The sequence below is a fragment of the Nocardia brasiliensis ATCC 700358 genome, from assembly GCF_000250675.2.
Classification (GTDB): domain Bacteria; phylum Actinomycetota; class Actinomycetes; order Mycobacteriales; family Mycobacteriaceae; genus Nocardia; species Nocardia brasiliensis_B.
Window position 1 is genome coordinate 6,382,930 of the sequence record NC_018681.1, and the last position, 26,508, is coordinate 6,409,437.

The 26,508-nt window shown below is 67.9% G+C and carries 24 protein-coding genes; 7 read left to right on the forward strand and 17 right to left on the reverse strand.

What is annotated here, in order from left to right; all coding sequences use genetic code 11:
- Nucleotides 1-3: 3 nt before the first annotated feature.
- Nucleotides 4-642, reverse strand: a complete 639-nt coding sequence (locus tag O3I_RS28185) for a TetR/AcrR family transcriptional regulator (RefSeq protein ID WP_014986410.1) — start codon at nucleotides 640-642, stop codon at nucleotides 4-6.
- A 169-nt stretch (nucleotides 643-811) separates the two neighbouring features.
- Here O3I_RS28185 and O3I_RS28190 point away from each other — a divergent pair, with 169 nt between their 5' ends.
- The 3 genes from O3I_RS28190 to O3I_RS28200 are packed head-to-tail and all read left to right on the forward strand — an operon-like array spanning nucleotide 812 to nucleotide 4,050.
- The gene (locus O3I_RS28190; protein ID WP_014986411.1) at nucleotides 812-2,233 is read left to right on the forward strand and encodes a lipase family protein; all 1,422 of its coding nucleotides are present in this window, start codon (nucleotides 812-814) and stop codon (nucleotides 2,231-2,233) included.
- Nucleotides 2,234-2,281: 48 nt separating this feature from the next.
- Complete coding sequence (locus O3I_RS28195) at nucleotides 2,282-3,070, forward strand: META domain-containing protein (RefSeq protein WP_014986412.1); 789 nt, start codon at nucleotides 2,282-2,284, stop codon at nucleotides 3,068-3,070.
- 56 nt (nucleotides 3,071-3,126) lie between these two features.
- Nucleotides 3,127-4,050 (forward strand): hypothetical protein, encoded by a 924-nt coding sequence (locus O3I_RS28200; RefSeq protein ID WP_141691750.1) that lies wholly within the window; start codon nucleotides 3,127-3,129, stop codon nucleotides 4,048-4,050.
- Between the two features lie 54 nt (nucleotides 4,051-4,104).
- Here the strand turns inward: O3I_RS28200 and tpiA are convergent, their stop codons facing one another.
- The 8 genes from tpiA to O3I_RS28240 form a co-directional block, all read right to left on the reverse strand.
- Entirely contained in the window at nucleotides 4,105-4,890 is a 786-nt protein-coding gene (gene tpiA / locus O3I_RS46495; protein WP_014986414.1) for a triose-phosphate isomerase, read from the reverse strand.
- A gap of 3 nt (nucleotides 4,891-4,893) precedes the next feature.
- Entirely contained in the window at nucleotides 4,894-6,108 is a 1,215-nt protein-coding gene (locus O3I_RS46500) for a phosphoglycerate kinase (RefSeq protein ID WP_014986415.1), read from the reverse strand.
- 4 nt (nucleotides 6,109-6,112) lie between these two features.
- The gene (gap, locus tag O3I_RS28215; protein WP_014986416.1) at nucleotides 6,113-7,132 is read right to left on the reverse strand and encodes a type I glyceraldehyde-3-phosphate dehydrogenase; all 1,020 of its coding nucleotides are present in this window, start codon (nucleotides 7,130-7,132) and stop codon (nucleotides 6,113-6,115) included.
- Nucleotides 7,133-7,520: 388 nt separating this feature from the next.
- The gene (gene whiA, locus O3I_RS28220; protein ID WP_014986417.1) at nucleotides 7,521-8,504 is read right to left on the reverse strand and encodes a DNA-binding protein WhiA; all 984 of its coding nucleotides are present in this window, start codon (nucleotides 8,502-8,504) and stop codon (nucleotides 7,521-7,523) included.
- The gene (locus tag O3I_RS28225) at nucleotides 8,495-9,541 is read right to left on the reverse strand and encodes a gluconeogenesis factor YvcK family protein (RefSeq protein ID WP_014986418.1); all 1,047 of its coding nucleotides are present in this window, start codon (nucleotides 9,539-9,541) and stop codon (nucleotides 8,495-8,497) included. Before O3I_RS28225 ends, whiA begins: the two co-directional genes overlap by 10 nt.
- The gene (gene rapZ / locus O3I_RS28230) at nucleotides 9,538-10,518 is read right to left on the reverse strand and encodes an RNase adapter RapZ (RefSeq protein WP_014986419.1); all 981 of its coding nucleotides are present in this window, start codon (nucleotides 10,516-10,518) and stop codon (nucleotides 9,538-9,540) included. The genes O3I_RS28225 and rapZ overlap by 4 nt, the downstream gene beginning before the upstream one ends.
- A 175-nt stretch (nucleotides 10,519-10,693) precedes the next feature.
- Complete coding sequence (uvrC, locus tag O3I_RS28235) at nucleotides 10,694-12,697, reverse strand: excinuclease ABC subunit UvrC (RefSeq protein WP_014986420.1); 2,004 nt, start codon at nucleotides 12,695-12,697, stop codon at nucleotides 10,694-10,696.
- Nucleotides 12,698-12,877: 180 nt separating this feature from the next.
- Complete coding sequence (locus tag O3I_RS28240) at nucleotides 12,878-13,573, reverse strand: HAD family hydrolase (protein WP_014986421.1); 696 nt, start codon at nucleotides 13,571-13,573, stop codon at nucleotides 12,878-12,880.
- Nucleotides 13,574-13,711: 138 nt separating this feature from the next.
- Between O3I_RS28240 and O3I_RS28245 the strand changes: the two genes are divergently transcribed.
- The gene (locus O3I_RS28245) at nucleotides 13,712-15,676 is read left to right on the forward strand and encodes a gamma-glutamyltransferase family protein (protein WP_041562924.1); all 1,965 of its coding nucleotides are present in this window, start codon (nucleotides 13,712-13,714) and stop codon (nucleotides 15,674-15,676) included.
- A 61-nt stretch (nucleotides 15,677-15,737) separates the two neighbouring features.
- Here the strand turns inward: O3I_RS28245 and O3I_RS28250 are convergent, their stop codons facing one another.
- The 5 genes from O3I_RS28250 to O3I_RS28270 all read right to left on the reverse strand — a co-directional run bounded on the left by O3I_RS28250 (nucleotide 15,738) and on the right by O3I_RS28270 (nucleotide 20,025).
- Nucleotides 15,738-16,277 (reverse strand): GNAT family N-acetyltransferase, encoded by a 540-nt coding sequence (locus O3I_RS28250; protein WP_014986423.1) that lies wholly within the window; start codon nucleotides 16,275-16,277, stop codon nucleotides 15,738-15,740.
- Between the two features lie 552 nt (nucleotides 16,278-16,829).
- A complete protein-coding gene (locus tag O3I_RS28255; protein WP_014986424.1) occupies nucleotides 16,830-17,324 on the reverse strand; it encodes a PH domain-containing protein in 495 nt (164 codons plus the stop codon).
- 190 nt (nucleotides 17,325-17,514) lie between these two features.
- Nucleotides 17,515-17,994, reverse strand: a complete 480-nt coding sequence (ribH, locus tag O3I_RS28260) for a 6,7-dimethyl-8-ribityllumazine synthase (RefSeq protein WP_014986425.1) — start codon at nucleotides 17,992-17,994, stop codon at nucleotides 17,515-17,517.
- 21 nt (nucleotides 17,995-18,015) lie between these two features.
- The gene (locus O3I_RS28265) at nucleotides 18,016-19,260 is read right to left on the reverse strand and encodes a bifunctional 3,4-dihydroxy-2-butanone-4-phosphate synthase/GTP cyclohydrolase II (RefSeq protein WP_014986426.1); all 1,245 of its coding nucleotides are present in this window, start codon (nucleotides 19,258-19,260) and stop codon (nucleotides 18,016-18,018) included.
- A gap of 141 nt (nucleotides 19,261-19,401) precedes the next feature.
- Entirely contained in the window at nucleotides 19,402-20,025 is a 624-nt protein-coding gene (locus tag O3I_RS28270; RefSeq protein ID WP_014986427.1) for a riboflavin synthase, read from the reverse strand.
- A gap of 599 nt (nucleotides 20,026-20,624) precedes the next feature.
- Here O3I_RS28270 and O3I_RS28275 point away from each other — a divergent pair.
- Entirely contained in the window at nucleotides 20,625-21,095 is a 471-nt protein-coding gene (locus O3I_RS28275) for a hypothetical protein (RefSeq protein WP_014986428.1), read from the forward strand.
- A 531-nt stretch (nucleotides 21,096-21,626) separates the two neighbouring features.
- Here O3I_RS28275 and rpe read toward each other — a convergent pair.
- A complete protein-coding gene (gene rpe / locus O3I_RS28280; protein ID WP_029903161.1) occupies nucleotides 21,627-22,277 on the reverse strand; it encodes a ribulose-phosphate 3-epimerase in 651 nt (216 codons plus the stop codon).
- A 96-nt stretch (nucleotides 22,278-22,373) separates the two neighbouring features.
- Between rpe and O3I_RS28285 the strand changes: the two genes are divergently transcribed.
- Both O3I_RS28285 and O3I_RS28290 read left to right on the forward strand, forming a co-directional pair.
- Entirely contained in the window at nucleotides 22,374-22,796 is a 423-nt protein-coding gene (locus O3I_RS28285; protein WP_014986430.1) for an ATP-binding protein, read from the forward strand.
- Entirely contained in the window at nucleotides 22,796-23,698 is a 903-nt protein-coding gene (locus O3I_RS28290; RefSeq protein ID WP_014986431.1) for an RNA polymerase sigma factor SigF, read from the forward strand. Before O3I_RS28285 ends, O3I_RS28290 begins: the two co-directional genes overlap by 1 nt.
- A 1-nt stretch (nucleotide 23,699) precedes the next feature.
- On the opposite strand, the gene O3I_RS28295 is transcribed toward O3I_RS28290, so the two are convergent.
- Both O3I_RS28295 and O3I_RS28300 read right to left on the reverse strand, forming a co-directional pair.
- Nucleotides 23,700-24,044 carry an MmcQ/YjbR family DNA-binding protein gene (locus O3I_RS28295; protein WP_014986432.1) on the reverse strand — a complete coding sequence of 115 codons (345 nt, stop codon included), beginning with the start codon at nucleotides 24,042-24,044 and terminating at the stop codon, nucleotides 23,700-23,702.
- Between the two features lie 522 nt (nucleotides 24,045-24,566).
- Nucleotides 24,567-25,883, reverse strand: coding sequence for an RsmB/NOP family class I SAM-dependent RNA methyltransferase (locus O3I_RS28300; RefSeq protein ID WP_014986433.1), 1,317 nt, complete (start codon nucleotides 25,881-25,883; stop codon nucleotides 24,567-24,569).
- Nucleotides 25,884-26,508 lie beyond the last annotated feature (625 nt).

Sequence of the window (26,508 nt, forward strand, 5' to 3'; positions counted from 1 at the left end):
GCTCTAGGACTCGCCGGGTTCGACCGAGTCGGCGTACATCTGCAGCATGTCCTCCAGCAGCGCGAGCACCGCGTCGTCGACCTCGGGTTTGGGATACACGCCGCGCACCACGGCCTGACCCGAGAACACATGCAGCGCAAGGTAGAACAGCGGCTCACGTACTCGTTTCGGATAGCGGCGCAGCACGCCGGTGTGCTCGACGGCGGCCACGATTTCGTCGTAATAGTTCTCCACGGTCGGCGCGATCCGCGTCCGCAGTTCGGCGTCCGAGCGCGCCGCGAGGTAGATCTCGCGCAGGGCGTGCGTGATTTCGGCGGACTGGGCCGCCCGCAGGAACCGCAGTGCGCTGTCGAGCGGATTCGCTTGTTCTTCCAGATGTTCCATCATCAGGAGGAAGGCGATCCGCTGCCGGTCGACGATCGCTTCGGCGGTGCGCACGATCAGGTCCAGCCTGCCGTCGAACTGACGGAACATCGCGCCGACGGAAAGTCCTGCGCGCCCGCAGATCTCCTGCACGGTGGTGCGCTGGTAACCGACCTCGCTGATCGCGGCGATGGTCGCGTCGACGAGTTTGGCGACGGTCGCGGCCCGGCGTTCCTGCTGGGTCCTGCGCGGACGCGAGATTTCGGCGCTACCGGTCATGACTGTCCATCCTGCCCGGCGTCCAGAACGCTACCGATCGGCGGGTCAGCGTGACCGTTGACACATCGCCGTACGCACTCTACAGTCGACGCGCCAGTTAGGAAACGATTGCTCTCTTTCTGCCCGAGAGCCGCGTCTCGCAACGTTGCGTTGAGGTCTAGGAGTTCAAATGAAGATGGGCACCGTCGGGCGCACCAAGAAAGTGGTCGCTCACACTTGCCTCGCTCTGACCGCGGGGCTGACCCTCGCGGTGTGCCCGGCGCTGGGCGCCGCCGCGCACGCGGATCCGGTGCCGGTCGCACCCCCGCTCCCGTTCCCGCTCCCCCCGGCCCCGCCGTACTTGGATCCGGGCTTCTACAACCCGGATCCGGCCAGAGTGGCCGCGGCCCAGCCCGGTGAGATTCTCGGTGCCCGGCAGGTCAACCTCGCCAACTTCTTCCTGATCCCGCTGAATGTGCGGGCGTGGCAGCTGTCGTACCGCAGCACCAACACGCGCGGTGAGGCGATTCCCGCGGTCGCCACCGTGATCGTGCCGCATCGCCCGTCGCCGACACCCGACCGCAGCCTGGTCTCGTTCCAGTTCGCCGAGGACTCCCTGTCGGTGAACTGCGCGCCCTCCTACGTGCTGCAGATGGGTTCGCTGCCCAATCCGACCAATACCGTGATCGGGTTGGAATTCATCGAGGTCCAGGCCATGCTGCAACTCGGGCACGCCGTCGTGGTGCCCGATCACCAGGGCCCGAACGCGGCGTACGCGACCGGCCCGCTCGGCGCGCGGATCACGCTGGACGCGATCCGGGCCGCACAGAACTTCGAGCCCGCCGGGCTACCCGGCACAGCCACCCGCACCGCGTTGTGGGGCTACTCCGGCGGCGCGATTCCGACCGCGCACGCGGCCGAACTGCAACGCGAGTACGCGCCGGAGCTGAACCTGGTCGGCACCGCGGCGGGCGGCGTGATGGCCGATATCCGCACGGCCATCGATTACAACAACGGCACCTCCACCTTCGGCGGCGCGGTCCTCGGCGGATTGTTCGGTGTGGCAAGGGAGTACCCGGAGCTCAACCAGTTCATCGACAGGTACATGAACCCGCTCGGCAAAGCGGTGCGCGTGGTGCACGAAGGACAGTGCGTCGCACTGCAATTCGCGGGCTTCCCGTTCGTGAACATCAAGGGCTTGTTCGACTACCCCGGCGGCGATCCGTTGAGCGCACCCGAATTACAGCCCATGCTCGAAGAGATCAGCCTCGGCCGCCGTGGCACACCCGCGTCGCCGATGTACTTCTATCAGGCGCCGCTCGATGAAGTCATGCCGGTGAACGCGCTCAACAAGGTCTACGACACCTACTGCAAGGACCCGGACGCCAAGGTCGCCTACACCCGCGAGATCATCAGCGAGCACGGCATCGCCGCCGCCTCGGGTGCCGGTTCGGCCGTGATGTGGTTGCACGATCGGCTCAACGGCGTCCCGGCGCCGCAGGGTTGCACCAACCGGGACGTGCCGTTGCAGATCCTCGATCCGGGCGCGGCGGGCATGGTGGTCAACGCCCTCGGCCAGACCCTCGCCTCCGCGCTCGGCATGCCGGTCTGACCGGCCGAAACCCGGGCCGAACCGCACGACATCGGTAGCATCGCCGTCATGGCGGCTAATCTCGTGCGGTTCGGCCCGATCGTCCTGCTCGCGCTTCTCGCGATCAACGCCTGCTCGAGCGGGGATTCGAACTCTCCCGCGAACCCGCCGGACCAAACTTTGATGGGCCGCACCTTCGTCTCCACCGGGGTCGAGGGCGCGCCGATACCCGGCGGCGGTCCACTCCGGTTGACCTTCAAGGACAACCGCGTGTCCGCGGACGCGGGCTGCAACACCCATTCGGGCGCGGTGGCATCGGAGGAGCAGAAGCTGGTCGTGTCCAGCCTCGCGAGCACGTTGATGGCCTGCGGCGGCGACCGGCAGGGCGCCGATGAGTGGCTCAGCGGTCTGCTGAACTCCCAGCCCGCCTGGCAGCTGGACGGCCCGAAACTGACGTTGAAGAGCGACAACCTGACCGTCACCATGCTGGACAAGAAGGTCGCCGAACCCGATAAACCCTTGCGCGGCACCACCTGGATCGTCACGGCCCTGCTCACCCCGGAGGCCCAGATCCGTTCGCAGGCCATCGATGACGTGAAACCGACCCTCACCATCGCCGCCGACGGCAAGGTCTCGGGCACCGCGGGCTGCAACACCATGAACGGCAGCGCCACCGGCACCGATCCCGAGCTCACCTTCCGGATCGCCACCACCAGGATGGCGTGCGCCCCCGAGGTGATGGAGGTCGAGCAGGCGGTTCTGAAAGCCTTGGACGGCAAGGCGACCGCGACCGTCGACGCGAGCGCCCTGACCATCAAGAACGAGAACGGCAACGGTCTGGTACTGCACGCGCAGTGAGGCCCCCGGAATTCGGGCCGCCCCCTGCCGTGCCGGACGCCGGTACCATCAGCTACATGTCAGCAATCCATACCGAGGTCGGCGAGATCGAGCTCCACACCACCATCGATGACAGTCTGGTGGCGGAGTTACACGCCGGTCAACCGTCGATAGCCGGTGCCTCGGACGCCGAAAGCGAGCTGCTAGAGCTACGCGAGCAACTGATCGGCCCGCATACCCGCGGGGTGCTGACGGTCCGCAGGCAAGGCGCGGTGGTGGGCTGGACGTTGTTGATCGACCCGGACGATCCGGAACGGTACCTGCTCGCCGTCCCGGTGGTGGAGGAGGGCGACACCGACACCTATCGAGCCATGCTGAGCGCGGCCGTCGACGCGGCTCGCTCCTCGAAACACGCTGCGGTGCAATGGATCGTCCAGGACTCCGACGGTGCCGCGGTCGCGGCGGCGCTCGGACTGCGTCCGCATCGGGAACTCGACTGCGAGTGGCGCGCCGAAGGCGGCGACTGGCCCGAGACCCCGGCGGCGTACGTCGAGGAACTCCCGGCCCCGCCGACCCGGGAAACGCTGGCCCGCTACGCCCGCCTGTACACCGACGCGGGCTTGAGCCGCTGCGACGACACCGGCTGCACCGACCGCTGGACCGCCGACACCGTGGGCGAATTGCTCGCCGACCGGGACGAATACCTGGACACCACCTTCACCCTCGGCTACCTCGACGTGGACGGCACCCTGCGCGCCGAATCCTCGGCCGGCGTCCGCGGCGGCACCGCGGTGCTGAACATCGTGCACGCGGAGGCCCTCGTGCCGGAATTGAGCGCACTGCTGGCGAGCACGCTGCACCGCCTGCGCCGCGACCATCCCGAGGTAGTGACCGCCGACCTGTCCGCCGACCCGGCCGACCAGGCGCTGCGCACCGCCCTCGCCGGCGCGGGATTCACCTTGCGCGGCAGCATCTGCGAGTACCGCATCCCCGTGGAGTGATACGCGAAAAGGGCCGAGCACCAGGTGCTCGGCCCTTTCTCGGTTCGAAAACCCTTACGGCAGTGGGCCGCCCGCGGCGATCGCGGACAGGGTGGCGAACTCGTCACCCTTCAGCGAAGCGCCGCCGACCAGCGCGCCGTCGATATCGGTCTGCTTGATCAGCTCGCCGATGTTCTTGGCGTTGACCGAACCGCCGTAGAGCACCCGCAGGTCCGCCGCCACCTCCGCGGAGGCGAGTTCGACCAGCTCGCCGCGGATGGCCCCGCACACTTCCTGCGCGTCGGCCGGGGTGGCGACCTTGCCGGTGCCGATCGCCCAGACCGGCTCGTAGGCGATGACGATCTTCGAGATCTCCTCCGCCGTCAGGCCTTTCAGCGAACCCCGCAGCTGCTCGAGGTTGTACTCGACATGTGTCTTCGCCTCGCGCACATCCAGACCCTCGCCGATGCAGACGATCGGGGTGATTCCGTGCTTGAGCGCCTGCTTGGCCTTGGCGAGCACAGTGGCGTCGTCCTCGCCGTGGTACTGCCGCCGCTCCGAATGCCCGACCACCACATAGGTGCAACCCAGCTTCGCCAGCATGGCGCCGCTGATCTCACCGGTGTAGGCGCCGGCATCGTGGCGCGAAAGATCCTGCGCCCCATAGGTGAGCAGGAGCTTGTCGCCCTCCACCAGGGTCTGCACACTGCGCAGATCGGTGAACGGCGGCACGACGGTGACGTCGACCTTGGCGAAGTACTTCTCCGGCAGGGCGAACGCGATCTTCTGCACCAGAGCGATGGCCTCGAGGTGATTGAGGTTCATCTTCCAGTTGCCCGCGATGAGCGGCTTGCGTGCCATTGCTCAGCCCTCCAGCACTGCGATGCCCGGAAGTTCTTTGCCCTCCAGGTATTCCAGCGACGCGCCGCCGCCGGTCGAGATGTGCGAGAAGCCGTCCTCGGGCAGGCCGAGCGCGCGCACGGCCGCGGCCGAATCACCGCCGCCCACCACGGTGAACGCGCCCTTGCCGGTCGCCGTCACGATGGCCTCGGCCACGCCGCGGGTGCCCGCCGCGAAGTTCTCGAACTCGAACACGCCCATCGGGCCGTTCCAGAACACCGTCTTCGCCTCGGTGAGCAGCGCCGCGAACCGATCGGTCGACTCGGGGCCGATGTCCAGACCCATCCAGCCGTCCGGAATCTCGTGCGCCGGAACCACCTTCGAGTCGGCGTCGGCCGCGAATTTCTCCGCCGCGACGATATCGCGCGGCAGGTGGATCACGTCGGCATACCGTTCGAGCAGGCCCTTGCAGGTGTCGATCATCTCCTCCTGCAACAGCGAGGAACCCACCGAAAGACCCTGGGCGGCAAGGAAGGTGAAGCACATGCCGCCACCGATGACGAGCGTGTCGACCTTCGGCGCGAGCGCCTCGATCACCGCGAGCTTGTCGGAGACCTTCGAGCCACCGAGCACCACCGCGTACGGCCGCTCGGTGTCCGCGGTCAGCTTCGCGAGCACGTCCACCTCGGCGGCGACCAGCTTGCCCGCGTAATGCGGCAGCAGCTTCGCCACGTCGTAGACCGACGCCTGCTTGCGGTGCACCACACCGAAGCCGTCGGAGACGAACGCACCGTCGTCGCCGACCAGCTCGACCAGCGCGGCGGCGAGCTTGGCCCGGTCCGCGTCGTCCTTGCTGGTCTCGCGCGGATCGAAGCGGATGTTCTCCAGCAGCAGCACGTCGCCGTCGGTCAGGCCCTCGGAGCGCGCGAGCGCGTCCTGGCCGACCACGTCACCGGCGAGCTGGACGTTACGACCCAGCTCCTCGGCGAGCTTCGCGGCCACCGGGGCCAGCGACAGCTTGGCGTCCGGCGCGCCCTTCGGCCGGCCGAGATGCGCGGTGAGCACCACCTTCGCGCCGGCCTCGACCAGCGCCTTGATCGTGGGCACGGACGCGAGGATGCGACCGGGATCGGTGATCTGACCGTTGTCGTCGAGGGGGACGTTCAGGTCGGAGCGCACCAGCACGCCCCGGCCTTCGACACCCTCGCTCAGCAGATCGTCGAGAGTTTTGACTGCCATGGCCTCAGAGCGACTTGCCGACGAGGCCGATGAGGTCGGCGAGACGGTTCGAGTAACCCCACTCGTTGTCGTACCAGGACACGACCTTGACCTGGTCGTCGATCACCTTGGTGAGCGGCGCGTCGTAGATCGAGGAGTGCGGATCGGTGACGATGTCGCTCGACACGATCGGGTCGACGTTGTACTTGAGGATGCCCTTCAGCGGGCCCTCGGCGGCGGCCTTGTAGGCGGCGTTGATCTCGTCGATCGATGCGGCGGTGCGCAGGGTGACGGTGAGGTCGGTGACCGAACCCGTCGGGACCGGCACGCGCAGCGCGTAACCGTCGAGCTTGCCCTGCAGCTCCGGCAGCACCAGGCCGATGGCCTTGGCGGCGCCGGTGCCGGTCGGCACGATGTTCAGCGCGGCGGCGCGGGCGCGACGCAGGTCGCTGTGCGGGCCGTCCTGCAGGTTCTGGTCCTGCGTGTAGGCGTGGATGGTGGTCATCAGACCACGCTCGATGCCGAAGCTGTCGTTCAGCACCTTCGCCAGCGGGCCGAGGCAGTTGGTGGTGCACGAGGCGTTGGAGATGATGTTCTGGCTGCCGTCGTACTTCTCGTCGTTGACGCCCATGACGACGGTCAGGTCCTCGCCCTTGGCGGGCGCGGAGATGATGACCTTCTTGGCACCGGCCGCGAGGTGACCCTTGGCCTTGGTCGCGTCGGTGAAGATGCCCGTGGACTCGACCACCACGTCGACACCCAGGTCGCCCCACGGCAGCGCCGCCGGGCCCTCCTTGATGGCCAGCGCCTTGATCCGCTGGTCACCGACCACGATGGTGTCATCGCCGTCGAGCGAGACGTCCTGCGGCAAGCGGCCCAGGATCGAGTCGTACTTGAGCAGGGTCGCGAGCGTCGCGTTGTCGGTGAGGTCGTTGACCGCGACGATCTCGATGTCGGTGGTGCCCAGCGCCTTCTGCGCCTCCACCGCCCGGAAGAAGTTACGTCCGATACGACCGAAGCCGTTGATGCCTACCCGGACAGTCACGTTATCGCTCCTCAGCTTTCAAGCGGATCATTCCGATGTCTAGTAACAGTAGTGCCCGCCCTGCACCGCACCGACATGCACCTGTCCGTTGTGAACTGGACATCTGTCGGCGAGCTGCCGGGCCGCCGGATGATCGACCTTTCCGGCGCCGTCCAGGAGTCGGCTGAAGGACCACCCCCCTACGGTAACCAGGGACCTCCATCACCGACCGGTCTGTTTCCTCACACCTCACCCCACCGACCAGCCCCAACCCGCCGTCAACCCCACTGCCACCCCACCTGAGTAGGGGTACCCGCCACATCCCCACCACTTCTAGGGTCGGCTGCGCCTTCGCACCCCGCACGCGCCGCACCCTCCCGGGCGCGGCCCGGGAGGGTGCGAACGCGACTCAGGCCTCGTCGAGCAGTTCGGCCGTGACGGCGGATTCGGTGTCGGGGACGCCGAGTTCCTTGGCGCGCCGGTCCGCCATCGACAGCAGGCGCCGAATGCGGCCTGCCACAGCGTCTTTGGTCATCGGCGGGTCGGCGAGCTGGCCGAGTTCCTCCAGCGACGCCTGACGGTGCTGCACGCGCAATTTGCCCGCGGCGGCCAGATGGTCGGGCACCTCGTCGCTGAGGATCTCCAGCGCGCGCTCCACCCTGGCGGCCGCGGCGACCGCGGCCCGGGCGGAACGGCGCAGGTTGGCGTCGTCGAAGTTGGCCAGCCGGTTCGCGGTGGCCCGCACCTCGCGGCGCAGCCTGCGCTCCTCCCAGACGATCCGGGTGCCGTGCGCGCCCATCCGGGTGAGCAGCGCGCCGATGGCCTCGCCGTCACGCACCACCACCCGGTCGGTGCCGCGCACCTCGCGCGCCTTCGCTGTGATGCCGAGCCGCCGGGCCGCGCCGACGAGCGCGAGCGCCGCCTCGGGACCGGGGCAGCTGACTTCCAGCGCCGAGGAGCGGCCCGGCTCGGTGAGCGAGCCGTGCGCGAGAAACGCTCCGCGCCAAGCGGCTTCGGCGTCGGCGATGCTGCCGCCGACCACCTGCGCAGGCAGCCCGCGCACCGGACGGCCACGCACATCGAGCAGACCCGTCTGCCGGGCCAGCGCCTCGCCCTCCTTCGACACCCGCACCACATAGCGCGAGGTCTTGCGCAGGCCGCCCGCCCCGAGCACATGCACATCGGAACCGTAGCCGTACAACTCGAAGATCTCCCTGCGGAGTCTGCGAGCGATGGAACCCATGTCCACCTCGGCCTCGACGATCACCCGCCCGCCGACGATGTGTAGACCGCCCGCGAACCGCAGCAACGCCGACAGTTCCGCCTTCCGGGAACTGACCTGCGACACCGTGAGCCTGCTCAGCTCGTCCTTCACATCGGCTGTCATCGCCACGAGACGCGCTCCTTTCCACCCAACCCGGAACGCACATCCTGACCCATGTGCCGTCCCTCGACTCGAAGCCCTGCCATTTGCGGCCGAGGTTGCCGGATCAGTTGATCCAGTGCGGCGGCAAGCTTTCCGGGGTGATGCCGGTCTGTTCCCGCTTCGGCGACATCGGAGAAGGTTACTCGCGCTCGCAACTGTTCGGCAGCTCTGGCCACATGTTCTCTTTCGCGACCTTCCGGAACCGACCCTGAATCGACCACCACCTCGTCGACCACGAATTCCGGTGCGTGCTGGGACAATACATGCAGGTGCCGTTCGGCGGAGAAACCCGCCGTTTCGCCGGGCTCGGCGGCGAGGTTCAGCACGAGAACTTTTCTGGCTCGGGTGTACACGAGCGCCTCTCGTAGTTCGGGGACGAGCACATGGGGGATGACACTGGTGAACCATGATCCCGGCCCGAGCACGACCACGTCGGCGTGTTCGATGGCCGAGGTCGCTTCCGGACTGGCCGGCGGATCGGACGGAATCAACCGGACGCGGCGCACCTTGCCCGGGGTGGTCGCGATCGCGACCTGACCGCGGATACAGCGGCTGACCCGCGGATCCGCTTCCAGCCCAGCGACATCGGCTTCGATGTCGAGGGCGATGGGCGACATCGGCAATACCCGCCCGGTGATCCGCAGCAGCTTCGCGACCTCGTCCAGCGCGGCGACCGGGTCGCCGAGCACCTCGGTGAGACCGGCCAGGATCAGGTTGCCGACCGAATGACCGGCCAGCGCTCCGGTACCGCCGAAGCGGTGCTGCACGGTGCGGGTCAAGACATCGTCGGCGTCGGCGGCCAACGCGGCCAACGCCATCCGTAGGTCGCCGGGCGGCAGCACCCCTAGCTCGCTGCGTAGGCGCCCGGACGAACCGCCGTCGTCGGCGACCGTCACCACGGCGCAGATCTTTCTGGTCAACCGCCGGACCGCGGTCAGCGTCGCGTACAGGCCGTGCCCGCCGCCCAGCGCGACGATGCTGGGATCGGATTCCCAACCACTCATTCGCGCCCCAGATCCCGATGCACGACCCGCACCACGTCGGCGGATCCCTCGGCCACGTCGGTGACCGCGCTCATCAGTTCACCGAGGGCCTCGGCTATCGCCACGCTGCGGTGCTTTCCTCCGGTGCAGCCCACTGCCACCGTCATGTATCGCTTCCCCTCTTGGCGGTAACCGTTCATGGTCAGATCCACCAGGTGGTGACAGGTACGCAGGTAATCCGCCGCGCCGGGGCGCGACAGCACGTACTCACTCACCACCGGTTCCTGACCAGTGTGTTCCCGCAATTCTGGAATCCAATGTGGATTAGGTAGAAAACGCACATCCAACACCATGTCGGCGTCCAGTGGAACCCCGTGCTTGAAGCCGAAAGATTGCACGGTGAGCTGCAACGCGCTCGGCGCACCGCCGCCGTAGGCCTCCTCCAGCTTGCGATGCAGCTGGTGGATGGACAGCTCGGTGGTGTCGATGACCAGGTCGGCGGCGGTTTTCACGGCGGAGAGCCGAACCCGTTCGGCGGCGATGCCCGCGGAGAGGGTGCCGTCTTTGCTTTCGCTTTGCAGCGGATGCCGGCGACGGGCGAACCCGTAGCGCCGGATCAGCACGTCATCGGACGCTTCCAGGAACAGCACCCGGGTCTCGATGCCGAGCTTGCGCAACTGTTCGGTGACCACCGAGAGATCGCCGGTGAAGAAGCGGCTGCGCACGTCCATCACCAGGGCGAGGCGCCGGATCGGCGGCTCGGTGGCCGCGCCGAGTTCGATCATCCGGCCGATCAGTTCGGGCGGCAGGTTATCGGTGACGTACCAGCCGAGATCCTCGAGCACGCGGGCGGCGGTACCGCGGCCCGCGCCCGATAGTCCGGTCACGATCACGACCTCGACCTGCGGGTTCGCCGCGGCGACAGCGCTCGCGAAGCTGTCCTGCCCCGCGGTCTGTCGCGGATCGCCCGCGGTGTTGTTCGATTCGACGCGTGTCATGTCCTACCGGATCCGTCTCGTGGTTACCTCTCGAATCATCCCGCACCGGTTCCGGTAGCGGGCGCAGACATGCGCGGTCACCCTCCGTGGTGCCCGAGGCCGGTGATCGAACATGTGCTGGAACGGTAACGAGGATATAGGTGCATCGGTGAAAAGCTGGTGATTCCGAACTTCCTCACCCCTCCTGTAATGCAGCGAGCACCGCTTTGGCAGTCGCCAGGCCGATGCCGGGGACCTCGGTGATCTGCTCGACGGTGGCCTCCTTGAGTTTTGCGACCGAACCGAAGTGGGTGACCAGCGCGGTGCGGCGCGCCGCGCCGAGGCCGGGCACCGAGTCCAATGCGGACGCGGTCATCCGGCGCGACCGCTTGCTGCGATGGAACGTGATCGCGAAACGGTGCGCCTCGTCCCGGACGCGTTGCAGCAGGAACAGCGCCTCGCTGTTGCGCGGCATGATCACCGGGTCGCTCTCCCCCGGCACCCACACCTCTTCCAATCGTTTGGCCAGGCCGATCACCGCGACATCGGTGATGCCCAATTCGTCGAGCACCTCGGCGGCGGCCGCGACCTGGGGGGCGCCGCCGTCGACGACGTACAGGTTCGGCGGGTAGGCGAACTTGCGCGGACGCCCGGTCTGCGGATCGATGCCCGGCCGGGCGTCGAGTTCGGCTGCGGCGTCCTCGGTGTCGGCCAGATCCTCGCTCGCCAGCAGTTCCCGTTCCTTCTGCAACTTGTAGAACCGTCGGCGAGTCACCTCCCGGATGCTGCCCACGTCGTCGGAGCGGCCCTCCCCCGCGGCCTCCTTGATGGTGTAGTGGCGGTACTCGGATTTGCGCGCCAGACCGTCCTCGAACACCACCAGCGAGGCCACCACGTCGGTGCCCTGCACATGGCTGATGTCGACGCATTCGATCCGCAGCGGGGCGCTGTCCAGCTCCAAGGCGTCCTGAATGGCTTGCAGCGCAGCCGATCTCGACGTCAGGTCGCCCGCGCGCTTGAGCTTGTGCTGCTGCAGCGCTTCCATCGCGTTGCGCTGCACGGTCTCCGCGAGCGCCTTCTTGTCGCCGCGCTGCGGCACCCGCAACTGCACGGCCGAGCCGCGCAGGTCGGACAGCCACTCCTGGACCTGCTCGGCATCCCCGGGCAGCTCGGGGACAAGCACCTCCCGCGGCACCACGGTCGCAGGCTGCTCCCCCGCACCGAACTCGGCGACCGCCACCTGCTCGCCATAGAACTGGGTGAGGAACTGCTCGACCAGCACTGCCATCTCACTGCCGGTTTCCGGCGCGTCGATGGCATCGCCGGATTTGTCGACCACCCAGCCGCGCTGGCCGCGCACCCGGCCGTCCCGGACATGGAAGATCTGCACCGCGGCTTCCAATTCGTCGGTGGCGAAGGCGATCACGTCGGCGTCGGTGCCGGTGCCCAGCACCACCGCCTGCTTCTCCAGCGCCCGGCGCAGCGCCTGCACGTCGTCACGCAGCCGCGCGGCGTTCTCGAAATCGAGGTCCTCGGCCGCGTCCTGCATGCGCCGTTCCAGTTGACGCACCATGCGGTCGGTACGGCCGGCCAGGAAGTCGCAGAAGTCCTCCACGATCCGGCGATGCTCGTCGGCACTGACCCGGCCGATACACGGCGCCGAGCACTTGTCGATATACCCGAGCAGGCAGGGCCGGCCGATCTGGCTGTGCCGTTTGAACACCCCGTTGGAGCAGGTCCGCGCGGGAAAGACGCGCAGCAGCAGGTCCAGCGTTTCCCGGATCGCCCAGGCATGCGCGTACGGGCCGAAGTAGCGCACCCCCTTCTTTCGCGCGCCGCGATAGACGAACAGCCGGGGGAACTCCTCGTTCAACGTGACCGCGAGCACCGGATACGACTTGTCGTCCCGGTAGCGGACGTTGAACCGCGGATCGAACTCCTTGATCCAGTTGTATTCGAGTTGCAGCGCCTCCACCTCGGTGGAGACGACCGTCCATTCGACGCCCGCCGCGGTGGTGACCATCTGCTTCGTGCGCGGGTGCAGCGACGCCACATCGGCGAAGTACGAGTTCAACCGGCTGCGCAGGCTCTTCGCCTTACCGACGTAGATGACCTGTCGATGCGCGTCCCGGAACTTGTACACCCCTGGTTCGACGGGAATCGTGCCCGGCTTGGGCCGGTACGTCGCTGGATCTGCCACCAGTCAAGCCTAGAGGGAGGCTACGACAGGTTCGCCGGGGTGCTCGGGTCCGTGGTGTGGCGCCGGACCGGAGCGCTCCGGTCGGTGTCGGTCACTCGAAACATCTTGCACCGCAGCGTGTATCGCAAACTACGGCCGGTAGACCACCGGTGCACGGTGGTGCGACTCCCGCCGCGGGGTTCACTGCCGACGGGCGACACCGTGCTGTGCGACCGCGTCGAGCAGACCGGAGCGGCGTTCGCTGGTGGGACTCGGCTCGACCAGCGCGAAGCGACAGCCGATGGCGGTGGCGCCACCGTCGGCTTCGGCGCTGTCGCCGACCATCAGGGCGGCCTTCGGGTCGACGCCGAGTTTGTCGAGCGTGGCGGCGAAGATGCGGGGTTGCGGCTTGATCGCGCCGATCTCGAAGGAAAGGGCGAACGCGTCGATGTAGCGATCCCAGCCGCGGGCGGTGAACGCCGGACGGATATCGAACGCGATGTTGCTCACCACCGCCACCTGAATACCTTGGGCGGCAAGGGAAGTCAGCACCGCCTCGACGTCCGGGTACGGCGTCCACTCCAGCGGGTCGATCATCCGGGCGTAGAGTTTGGCGGCTTGATCGTCGAACGGGACGCCCGACTTACGGAGCACCTCCAGGTAGGCCTTCCGATGCAGCTCCGGGTCGAGGTCACGGTTGTCCCAGGCGTACTGGCCCTCCGCGTCGAACTCGACGATCTGGTGCACCGGCGCGGTCATCCGGCGCAGGATCTCGGTCTTCTCGTGGACATCGAAGGCCCGGCCGTCGGCAGCGACCAGATCATCACCCCATGATTGCTTCTCCTCCAGTCGAAACAAGGTCCCGGAATAGTCGAACAGCACCGCCTCGAGAGTCACGAAAACAGCCTACCGACGGGTTGGTGCGGGCTGCGGTCGTCGCAGGCCGCGGGCACCGGGCCGGACGCCGCGAATGTCCGTTGCGTCCGGGTGATCAAACACTCCCGAGGTGCCGGTGCCGACGGTTAGAGTCCCTGCATGAGTCGCACGCGAGGAACCTGGACCAGCGTGGTGGCGGCAATACTGCTCGTCGCCGGAATGGCCACCGCTTGTTCGTCCGATGACACGGACAAGGCCGCCGACGTCTGCGCGACGACGCCGAACGGGACGCTGGTCGCGGCGTCGCCGACCGGGCCGACGGGCAGCAAGGACATCAGCACCAATCCGGAGTTGTCCACCGGCTACCGGTCCGGGATGGTGGCCGCCCGCACCAAAACCTTCGCCGTGGCGACCGCGAACACCTTGGCCAGCAAGGCCGCATGCGAGGTCCTGCGCGACGGCGGCACCGCAGCGGACGCGCTGATCACCGCGCAGACCATGCTCGGCCTGGTGGAACCCCAGTCGTCCGGCATCGGCGGCGGCGCGTTCCTGATGTACTACGACGCGGCGAGCAAGTCCGTGGAGGCCTACGACGGACGCGAGGTCGCGCCCGCCGCCGCCACCGAGAACTATCTGCGCTGGGTCAGCGACACCGACCGCACCGAACCCAAGCCGAACACGCGCGCCAGCGGCCGCTCCATCGGCGTACCCGGCGTACTCCGGATGCTGGAGATGGTGCATCGCGAGCACGGCAAAACCGGGTGGCGCGAATTGTTCGATCCGGCAATCGGACTCGCGGATCGCGGCTTCTCGATCAGCCCCAGGCTCGCCGCCCAGGTCGCCGAACAGTCGAAGAACCTCGCCCTGGACGAGGCCGCGAAGGCCTACTTCCTCAACCCCGACGGCACCCCCAAACCGGCCGACACGCTGCTCACCAACCCCGCGATGGCGAAGACACTGGGCGCCATCGCGTCCGAAGGCGCGCAGGCCTTCTATACCGGCGCCATCGCGCAGGACATCGCCGCCGCCGCCACCTCGACCAGCGGCGGCCGCACGCCCAGCCTGATCACCACCGCCGACCTGGCCGGGTACCAGGCGAAGAAGCGCACGGCCCTGTGCACCGACTACCGCAACCATCAGATCTGCGGCATGCCGAACCCGTCGTCCGGCGGCAGCACCGTCGCCGCCACCCTCGGCATCCTGGAGAACTTCGACCTCGCCGCCCTGCCCCCGGACAACCTCGGCTCGGGCTCCGACACCGCCCGCAACGGCGGCAAGCCGAAGGCCGAAGCGGTGCACCTCATCGCCGAAGCCGAGCGGCTCGCCTACGCCGACCGCAACAAGTACGTCGCGGACACCGATTTCGTTCCGCTGCCCGGCAATTCGCTGCAGACCCTGCTCAACAAGGACTACCTGAAGCAGCGCTCCGCCCTGATCGACCGCAACCGCAGCATGGGCACCGCCCAGCCCGGCGACTTCGGGCCCGTCCCGCTCGGCGTCGGCCCGCAACCGCCGGAACACGGCACCAGCCATATCTCCGTCGTCGACCAGTACGGCAACGCGGCCGCCATGACCACCACGGTGGAATCCGAATTCGGCTCCTTCCACCTCGTCGACGGATTCGTGCTGAACAACCAGCTCACCGACTTCTCGGCGGACCCGCTGGGCACCGACGGCGCCCCGGTCGCCAACCGGCTGCAGCCCAACAAGCGCCCGCGCAGCTCGATGAGCCCCACCCTGGTCTTCGACAAGGCGCCCGACGGCGCCCGCGGCAACCTCACCCATGTCGCCGGCTCCCCCGGCGGCTCGGTGATCATCCAGTTCGTCGTGAAAACCCTTGTCGGCATGCTCGATTGGGGCCTCGACCCGCAACAGGCCGTCTCCGCCCTGTCCTTCGGCGCAGGCAACTCCCCCGCCACCGGCGTCGGCGGCGAACACCCGAGCATCAACACCGCCGACAACGGCGACCACGACGCCCTCGTCCTGCGCCTACGCGAACTAGGCCACCAGGTCTCCGTCGCCCCCCAATCCAGCGGCCTCAGCGCCCTCACCCGCGACGGCACCGCCTGGGTCGGCGGCGCCGACCCCCGACGCGAAGGAGCCGTACTCGGCGACAACCGCTGAGCGATAGGCGCCCGCTGAACTATGTGCGACAAGCCCTGGAAGTGATGCGTATTTCGGGGGTTCAGCGCGCCAAGCGCATGGGGTAGAGGACGGGGCCGTGGTCGAGGGGGAGTTCGGGCTCGGGGTGGAAGCCGAAGCGGTCGTAGAAGGGCATGGTGGTCTTGGCGTTCGCGATCAGGAAGCAGGGTTGGGTCGAGGTCGCCAAGCGCTGTTCCAGGAGAGAGGTCGCGAAACCTTTGCGTTGCGCATCGGGCCGGGTGCCGACGGCAGCCAGGTAGAGATGCGGGGTCGCGGGCCGCGCCTCCTCCATCCGATGCGAAACCACGAGCGCGCGCGGCAGACTGCTCCGCAACGCCCGAACCAGCGTGAAATGCTTGGCAATCGGGGAGATCACCCCGACGGGCTCCCACAGCGCGACACTCACGACGTTCCGCTCCTCGTCGAGCGCGAGATCGACCATGCCGGTCTCCGCCCGAGCCGCAATACGCGCTTCCCAGAACAGCGGCAAAGCCTTCCGCCGCCGCTCCGCATTCGGCCAGAAGTACGTCATCAGCGGATCGTCGGCGTACGCCTCGGCCAGCACAACCGCACCCAACTCCATAGCGTGAGGCTATCGAATGCGTCGTCATGTGAGATGGATGTGGTTCTGTCCCAGCGTGGTCAACCTGGCTGTGGTGCCGCGCTCGAGCGGTCCCTCGACGAGGTTCTCGAGCGGGGTGCCGCTGCGCCTCGGCGTGACCGCCGCAAACGCTGTGAGGCAGGGGCTCACAGGGGGCGACCTTGTCGATGAGAGAGCGGCAACGGATCGAGTTGCCTTCCACATTGCAGGCGCGTTCCACGGGCATGCGCTACATGCCGGACGAGCCACTCACAGACCTTCCACACGGTTCACAGCAGCTATAGCCCCTGTGAACCGAACGAAACCTCTGTGACCCCCAACCTATCTGTCGCTTGGTCCAGACCCGCCCGAACTGATCGAAGCCCTCGGCGCAGCGCGCGGATGGTCGCGCTGTACAGCGGGACTACCAGCCGACCAACATCGACGACTCCGTCACGAAGGGTCGAGCCCGACCCATTCCTCGGGCGGCCCCTGAGCGGGCAGTTCGCCGACGGCGTCCTTGGCACCACGTCGCGACGAGGACTAACGGCGGGGCTACTTTTCAGCGGTGTACTTTGCGCCGAGTTCGCGGAGTTTGTCCATGGCGGTGGCGGCGTGGGCTTTGTCGTTGGAGCGGATGGCCAGGAGGGGGACGTAGTCGTCGTTGACGAGTTCGAGGCGGGCCCAGGATTTGCGGTCGGGGAAGGCGACGCCGCGGACGGTGTCCCAGGGGAATTCGTTGTCGCCCAGCACATTTCGAACGACGACGCCGCGCGGGCCGACACGGACCCGGGGCCTGGTGAGCATGAGGACGCCGCCGGCGATGAGCAGGCCGATACCGATCATGGCGATCTGGTCGGCCACCCGGAAGTTCACGCCGGTCGAGCCGGAGCGCAGCCAAATGCCGCCGACGAGGAAGGCCGCGGCGATCAGGGTGGCGACGATCCACGCGGTACGCACCGCACGCCGCGGTCGCACCTCGAAGTCCCACTCGGGCGACTCGGCTTGCGCCGCTTCGGCGTTCCTCCGGAAAATGCGCACCACCGGCATCGCTATCTACACCCCTGCACTGGAGCCGACCGCCCAAGGTCGACAAAGGACGAGTGAATCGCCGTGGCGGACATCGGATTACACTGCCCCAGCCGCGACGACCTAGCTCGACGACGGCTAACAGAATCCCGCCGCACCGAGGGCACCGAGCCCACCGAGCCCACCGAGCCCACCGAGCCCACCGAGCGCATTATGCCGACTGGCGCAGGGCGCGCAGGGTGAGGGCGGCGTCGAGGGCCGCGGCACAAGCCTGTTCGCCTTTGTTCTCGGCGGAACCGGGGAGCCCGGCGCGGTCGAGCGCCTGCTCCTCGTTGTTGGTGGTGAGCACACCGTTCGCGACGGGGGTGCCCGCGTCCAGCGACACCCGGGTGAGCCCGGCCGTCACCGCATCACACACATACTCGAAATGGGGTGTCCCACCCCGGATCACGACGCCGAGTGCGACCACCGCGTCATGCGTGCGGGCCAGTTCCTGCGCCACCACCGGCAGCTCCATCGCGCCCGCGCAGCGCACCACCGTCACGTGCACCACGCCGGCTTCCTTGGCGACCTGTTCGGCATTCGCCACCAGGGTGTCGCAGATCGTGGTGTGCCAGCGCGACGCGACGATGCCCAGCTTGAGATCCTTGGCATCCGCGAGCGCGAAAGTCGGTACGCCGGTACCGCTCATCGATAGTGGCCTTTCCGTGGGTCAGCGGGCGGTTTCGCCCAGATCGATGTCGTCCAGCCCGATCAGGTCGTGGCCCATGCGGTCTCGTTTGGTCCGCAGGTAGCGCAGGTTTTCGGCGTTGGCGCGCAACGGCATCGGTACGCGCTCGGTGATCCGCAGACCGTATCCGTCCAACCCGACGCGTTTGGCCGGGTTGTTGGTGAGTAGTCGCATGGAGCGAATCCCCAGGTCGACCAGGATCTGCGCGCCGGTGCCGTAGTCGCGGGCGTCGGCGGGCAGTCCGAGTTCCAGGTTCGCGTCGACCGTGTCGTGACCGGAGTCCTGCAGCTGGTAGGCCTGCAGCTTGTGCATCAGCCCGATGCCGCGACCTTCGTGACCGCGCATGTACAGCACCACGCCGCGGCCTTCCTGGGCCACCATGTCCAGGGCGGCGTCCAGCTGCGGACCGCAGTCGCAGCGCAGCGAGCCGAACACGTCGCCGGTCAGGCATTCGGAGTGCACCCGGACCAGCACGTCGTCGCCGTCGGCGAGATCGCCGCGCACCAGCGCGACATGCTCGACCTCGTCGTAGATGCTCTGGTACCCGACGGCCATGAACTCACCGTGCGCGGTCGGGATGCGCGCTTCGGCGACCCGCACCACATGCTTTTCGTGCTTGCGCCGCCAGGCGATCATGTCGGCAATGGAGATCAGCGCGAGGTTGTGCTCGTCGGCGAAGACGCGCAACTCTTCGGTGCGGGCCATGTGGCCCTCGTCCTTCTGGCTGACGATCTCGCAGATCACGCCCGCGGGCCGCAGTCCGGCCATCCGGGACAGGTCGACCGCGGCTTCGGTGTGACCGGGGCGGCGCAGCACGCCACCGTCTTTCGCGCGCAGCGGCACCACGTGCCCCGGGCGGGTGAAGTCGTCGGCCTTGGTGTCGGCGGCGGCGAGCAGGCGCATGGTGTGCGCGCGGTCGGCGCCCGAGATACCGGTGGTGATGCCCTCCCGCGCATCGACCGCCACCGTGTAGGCGGTGCCGTGCTTGTCCTGGTTCATCGCGTACATCGGCGGCAGCCCGAGCCGATCGCAGTCGTCACCCGTCAACGGCACACAGATGTAACCGGAGGTGTAGCGAATCATGAAGGCCACCAACTCCGGGGTGGCCTTCTCCGCCGCGAAGATGAGGTCGCCCTCGTTCTCACGGTCCTCGTCGTCGACGACGACGACCGCCTTACCGGCGGCGATGTCGGCGACTGCGCGCTCGATGGTGTCGAACCTGGTCACGTCTGTTGTGCTCCATCTCGAATTAGGTCCGCCCCCACACTACTGTGTCCGGCTCGCAGCGCCTGCGGCGCTGCGCCTTCGCCTGCCTCGCGCGTGGTGGTCGTCTGCGGTGCGTGCGCCGCCGCACTGTTGTTTTCGCGTTCAGCCTCGCTGTTGCAACCGCTCCACATACTTGGCGATCACATCCACCTCCAGATTGACCGTCGTGCCGACGGTGGCGAAGCCCAGATTCGTCAGGGCCAGGGTGGTGGGGATGAGCGAGACCTCGAACCAGTCCTTGCTGTCGGTGTCGGCGGGCTCATCGGCGACGCCGAGCCCGGAGACGGTGAGCGAGATGCCGTCGACGGTGATCGAGCCCTTCTGCACCACGTAGCGGGCGATCGAGTCGGGCAGCGAGATGCGCACGACATCCCAGTTGTCCGAGGGCGTACGCGAGAGCACGGTGCCGGTGCCGTCGACGTGCCCCTGCACCAGGTGCCCGCCGAGCCTGCTGTTCAGCGCGGCGGCGCGTTCCAGGTTGACCTTCGATCCGGTGTCCAGCTTGCCGATGCTCGAGCGGTTCAGCGTCTCCTGCATCACGTCGACGGTGAACGAGTCGCCGCCGACCACCTCGACCACGGTCAGGCACACGCCGTTGACCGCGATCGAATCACCGTGCCCGGCATCGGAGGTCACCAGCTCGCCGCGGATGGTCAGCCGCGCGGCGTCGGCCAACCGCTCGGTGGCGACGATCTCGCCCAGCTCCTCGACGATGCCTGTGAACATGCCCTGACTCCCTGTCGCGTTGTGGTCCCCGGTTGCGGAACAGTCCGGCCGCGGCAGGAATTCCCGCCGGTCGCTGCCGGTTGTCTCAGCTTAGTTCGCACGGTCGACGACGGTTCGCCCGCGGACCGCCAGGCTCGTGCCCACTGTCTGCCAACTCGAACCCGTTCCCGGCAACCGCCGAGAGAATCAGACCGACTGCCGGACAAGCCGCAGTCGACCAAGGGTTTGATAATGAATTCTCGGGGAAATATGTTCATGCGTGCGGAAAAGTCGCATTCTTCTTCCCGACGCGAATTTGCGAACGCATTTTTGATACCGCAAGAAGGCGATCCAGCTACCCGTTCGGCGCCTATTCGGGTTCATACCCACGGGCAACACACTTTTAACGTTTCCTTGCGCCGTGATCGAAATAGACGCAATATTGTTATGTAGCTGATTCCTACCGTTCAACTTCAAATCCGAGCAGTTCAGCGCGGAACGGTTCGACCCGGGGACGCCGGTCAGGCCCCTCGGGAAGTTCGGCCCAGGGATGTCCACCACTCGAGGAAGTCAGAAACCACAGTGGGTCCAATCAAGTTCGACACAGTTGGGGGCGCGGCGTGACCACATTTCTCGACTCGACGCTGGAGGTTCGCTGCGTGCAGTATCGCCGCGAATTCCACCTCCCCGCATCGATCGATCCCACCTCGCGCCGCATTCTCCTGCACATAGGCACCCACTACGGTGCCATCACCATGCCCGCCGATCTCGGCGCGCGGGTGCAGCAGCGGCTCGAACAGGCCGATATCGCCGGACCGGTCGTCGATCACCCGCGCGCCAAGCGCTGGACCTTCCTCACCGGCCCATACCGCCCCGACACCCTTTCCGCGGCCGTCTCCGCCGAACTGTTCCGGATGTACGCGACCGTCGCGTGCACCGGCAGCCAAGTCGTCCTGCCATCCCCCGACGACGAACGCACCGGCTACCGCACCTGGATCCGCCCACCCGAACCAGCCACCACCCGCCCACCCCTCAGCGCAGTGATCGAAGCGACCCGCGAGATGGGTACGCAGAAGAACAGCGCCCTCTGAGGGGGGTGGACGCAAGTTCCGGGCGGCGCGATGCGGGTTCGGGGCGGTCTGACGCCAGTTCAGCGAGGCGGGCGCGAGATCGGCGAGGCGGGCGCGAGATCGGCGAGGCGGGCGCGAGATCGGCGAAGGCGGGCGCGAGATCGGCAGGCTGACGAGAGATGGACAGGCGATCACCAGGTAATGGTGGCGGCATCGGCCGAGAGGGGCCGCCAGGGTTACCTGGTGATCGGCTGTCCAGGTGTTCAGCGGACGGCGACGACCTATTTGCGGTGGCGACAGGCTGTGACAGCGGTGCGCCGCGCCGGTTCGAAGGGGTAAGCGGCACCCGGTTCCAGGTGTATGCGACTTCCCGCTCGAGCAGTGACCGGCACCCAGGTCCAACAGCGTCCAGCAGCCAACTCAACAGCGCGCAGCGGCCAACCCCACAACGCACGACAGCCGACTCAGCGATGCGCGACAGCCGACTCGACAGCGCACGACAGCCGGTTCAGCGGTGCACGGCAGCCGACTCAACGATGCGCGGCAGCCGACTCAGCGGTGGGCGGCAGCTTGTTTACGGAGGGCTTGGACGGTGGCTGCGGGGTCGGCGGTGTTGTAGACCGCGGATCCGGCGACGAAGCAGTCGATGCCTGCTTCCGCTGCGGCTTCGATGGTGTTGGCGTTGATGCCGCCGTCGATTTCGACCAGCAGGCGCAGTTCGCCGGCGTCGACCAGGCGGCGGACGGTGCGCGCCTTGTCGAGCACGTCGGCGATGAACGACTGACCGCCGAAGCCGGGCTCGACGCTCATCACCAGCAGTGTGTCGAACTCGCGCAGGATCTCCAGGTACGGCTCGATCGGCGTGTTCGGCTTCACCGAGAGCCCGGCCTTGGCGCCGGCCGCACGGATGTCCCGGGCCACCGCGATGGGGTCGTCGGTCGCTTCGGCGTGGAAGGTCACGTTGTAGGCGCCCGCCTCGGCGTACGGCGGTGCCCAACGGCCAGGGTCCTCGATCATCAGGTGGCAGTCGAGCGGAATGTCGGTGGCCTTCAACAGGCTTTCCACCACCGGTAGGCCCAGGGTCAGGTTCGGGACGAAGTGCGCGTCCATCACGTCGACGTGCAGCCAGTCGGCGCCCTCGACGGCTCGGGCCTCATCCGCGAGATGCGCGAAATCGGCGGACAGGATGGACGGGGCGATCATCGGGACGGCCGGGCGCGCGTAAGTCGGGGTGGACACAACGCCGCAGTCTATCGGTACTGGGGGTTGCCCAGCGCGGGAGTGGGTAGCCTGCATAGGGTGATCAACATTTCGGCGGAACAGGGGCTCTACAGCACCCCGGTGGAGATTCGGGTGGCCGCATCGGTCACGCAGCTGCCCATCGTTCGTGGGCTCGCCGAAACTCTGGTCCTACTAAGCGATTTCACATTGGACGAGGTGGCCGATATCCGGCTCGCGGTCGACGAGGTCTGCTCTACTCTCATCGCGGTCGCGGGTCCGGGGACGAGCCTGCACTGCCGTTTCACCGTCGGCGAGACCGAATTGCTGGTCCGGGTGAGCGGCATCGCCGACAAGGAGGGCTTACCCGATCAGCGCAGTTTCGGCTGGCATGTGCTGCGCACCCTGACCGATGAGGTCCAGGCCACTCAGGATTCATTCGACTCGGCAGTATCCGGATATCCGACGACGGTCGAGTTCCGTCGGGTCCGGGGGAAAGCGTAGTGCCGGACGAGGACACCGTGTTCGACTCGGAACGGGATAACGCCGAAACCGCCGCCGACGATTCCGAAACCACCTCGGCCGAGGCTGAAAAGATCAGCGAGGAAGACGCCGCCGAGGACAGCGAAACCCTCGAAACCGCAAGCACAGTCGCGGGTTACGACGATGTCGGCCTGCTGTTCCAGCAGTTGGGCGCGAGCACGGCGGGCACGGCGCGGCATGCGGCGATCCGCGCCGAGCTGATCAGCCGGTGCATTCCGCTCGCCGACCACATCGCGCGCAAATTCAGCGGGCGCGGTGAACCGTTCGACGATCTGACCCAGGTGGCGCGGGTCGGGTTGGTGCACGCGGTGGACCGCTTCGATATCGAACGCGGCTCCAATTTCCTGTCCTTCGCGGTGCCGACCATCATGGGCGAGGTGCGCCGCTACTTCCGGGACAACACCTGGGCGATGCGAGTCCCGCGGCGGGTCAAGGAAACTCACCTGCGCATCGGTGCCGCGATCGACGCGCTGTCGCAGCGGCTCGGCCGCTCACCGACGGCGAAGGAGATCGCGGCCGAACTCGACGTGGACCCGGACGAGGTGACCCAGGCCGTCATCGCGGGCAACGCCTATCAGCCGAGTTCCATCGACGCGGCCACCCTCGGCCGCGACACCGACGCTTCGCTGCTCGACACCCTCGGTGAGGAAGAAACCCAGTTCGACCGGGTCGAAGAGTACGTTGCGATCCGGCCGCTGCTGGCCGGGCTGCCCGAACGGGAACGCCGTATTCTCACCATGCGGTTCTTCGAGTCGATGACGCAGACGCAGATCGCGCAGCAGATGGGGATCTCACAGATGCACGTCTCCCGCATCCTCGCGAAAACCCTTGCCCGGCTGCGGGAACAGACCAGCCGGGAGTAATTCATTCCGGTTGGCGTTGTTTGCGGAGCTTCGGTGGAGCGGTGCGCCACCAGGCGTCGTCCAGCAGTTCGCACAGGTGGTCCCGATCGATGTGTTCGAGGTCGATCAGGATGTAGGGGTGGCCGTCATAGTGCGGTGTGGTGAAGAACGCCGGGTCGCCTGACGCGAGCAGTGCCTCCTTCTCGGCGAGATCACAGGCGAGCACCAACCCGCCCTCCGCCTCCACCCGCAACCTGCCGAACCCTTTCCCGCCGACCTTCAACGCCGGGCTGCGCCACCACGTCGATTCCTCGACACCGGGCAGCTCGGTCGCCACCGCCACCACATCCTGCCAGGTCAGAGCCATACCCCGAGTATGCCGCACCCCTGCGCCAGCACGATTGGACGAATGGAACGCCGGCCGTGCGAGCGGACGCGGCCGAGTCCGGCGCGCCCGCCCTACGGGTCGGCTTCCGCTGCCGAGCCCCGGTCGAGGTGGTCATGCGACGCAACGACTCCCATGGGCTGGCCTTGATTGGCGATGGCCGCCCCTCGTCAGGGCAGAGGTGCAGCCCGCGACGGCTCGGGAGGCCTCCCGAGCCGTCGCAGACAACTCGTTCCCGGCCACTGGCCGCACGACCGCGTGGCCGATTCGCATGCGCCGGTCCAGGTACGGATCTCCGCACGCGCCTGGTCCACTCGCGACGGTCCAAATGCGACAGTCCGCGCACCGAGTCCACACGCAACGGTCGATATGTGACCAGTCCCCGCGCGGCGAGTCCACACGCAACGGTCCGCATGTGACCAGTCCGCGCGCGGCTGAACCTCCATGCGCCGACCCACCTTGACTGGTGGGCCGAGCGACTGGCCGGGGGACCACCCGCAGGGGTCAGAGGGTAGTGGGTTTGCGGAGGGCAGCCATGAACATGGCGTCGGTGCCGTGGCGGTGCGGCCACAGTTGTGCGGTGGGGCCTTCACCTACGTCGGAGACGCCGGGGAGCAGGTCGCGGGTGTCGAGTTGTTCGGCGCCGGTGCGGCGGACCGCGTCGGCGACGACCGCCACCGTTTCAGGGAGGTGGGGCGAGCAGGTCGAGTACAGCAGGACGCCGCCGGGGCGGAGGAGATCCCATGCGGCGGTGAGCAATTCGCGCTGCAGCTGAACCAGGTCGGCGACGTCGGCGGGGGTGCGGCGCCAGCGTGCCTCCGGGCGGCGGCGCAGTGCGCCGAGACCGGTGCACGGGGCGTCGACCAGGATGCGGTCGTAGCCGGGCGTCAGGCCGCTGTTGCGACCGTCGGTGACGTGCACGTCGACGGGCAGGCCGTGCACCGCCTTGCGGACGAGTTCGGCGCGATGCTCGGCGGGTTCCACCGCGTCGACGTGAAAGCCGTCGATACCGGCGAGCGCCCCGAGCAGCGCGGCCTTTCCGCCGGGTCCGGCGCAGAGGTCGAGCCAGCGGCCGCCGTCCGGTCCGTCGAGTGGTGCCCTGGTCAGTGCCAGTGCGACCAGCTGACTCCCTTCGTCCTGAACGGCTGCCATGCCGTCGCGGACCGGCTCGAGCTTTCCGGGATCACCGCCGTCGAGATAGACCGCGTACGGCGACCAGCGCCCTTCCTCGCCGCCGGTCACCAGCGCCAATTCCTCGGCGGTGATATCGCCGGGCCGGGCGACCAGATGGACGGCCGGCCGCGCGTCGTCGGCGGCCAGCGCGTCGCGCAGTTCGCCCGCTCGGGCGCCGAGCGCGTCCGCGAAGGCCTGCGCGATCCACACCGGGTGCGCGAATTCGAAAGCCAAGTGGCCCACCGGATCTCGCGGTGCGAGGGTGTCGACCCACTCGTCGGCGGTCTTCTCTCCCGCGCGCCGCAATACCGCATTCACGAATCCGGCTTTACCCGCACCGGCTTCGGTGCGCGCGAGCGCGACCGAGGTGTCCACGGCGGCGTGCGCGCCGATCCGGGTCCGCAACAGTTGATAGACGCCGAGCCGCAACACATCCAGCAGTGGACCGTCGATCTCGGCGATCGGGCGTCCCGCACCGGCCTCGATCACCGCGTCCAGCAGGCCCTGCGACCGGCACGCACCGTAGGCGAGTTCGGTCGCCAACGCCGCGTCCCGCCCCGTCAGCTTCCGGTCCCGGAGCAGGCCCGGCAGTACGAGATTCGCATACGCGTCCCGCTCCCGCACCGCCCGCAACACATCCCGCGCCACGAGCCGAGCCGCATCCACCCCTTCCGGAAGCCGATCCCTCCCACCCCGTTTCGCCGTACCGTCGGACTTGCCGCCAGACCCCCGCTTGGCCCCCTGTGCCGGCCCACCTGAACGACCACCGGGCCGCGAAGCACCCCCGCCACCACCGTCGCCCGCCCCACCGGACCGACCCGCGCGCGCACCACCGTTGGCCCCACCAGAGCGCGAAGCGCCTTCTTCACCACGACCGCCTCCGACAGGACGACCGCGACCCGCATCGAAGCCACCAGCAACCCGGGCCGACCGATCGCCGTCCCGATCGCCCGCGCGCGCACCACCTTTCGTCGCGCCGCGGTTCGGTTGATCTCCGGACCGCGAACGACGCTCCGTCCCGGCCGCGCCATTCTGGTCGGGTCGTGCGCTTGCCGAGCTGTCGGCACGCTTCCACTTCGCCTGGGAAGCAGACTGTTTCGCACCGGTGCGCTCGTCGTTCCGCGCAGTCGAGCGGTTCGGACCGGCGGATCGTCCGGCATCGCGGCGACCACGGGATCCCTCGCGTCCCGAGGCCGCACCGGTGTACCCCCCGCTTCGCGACCCGCGAGACTCGTTGCCGTCCTTACCTTCCGACGGTGTCACGCGACCACTC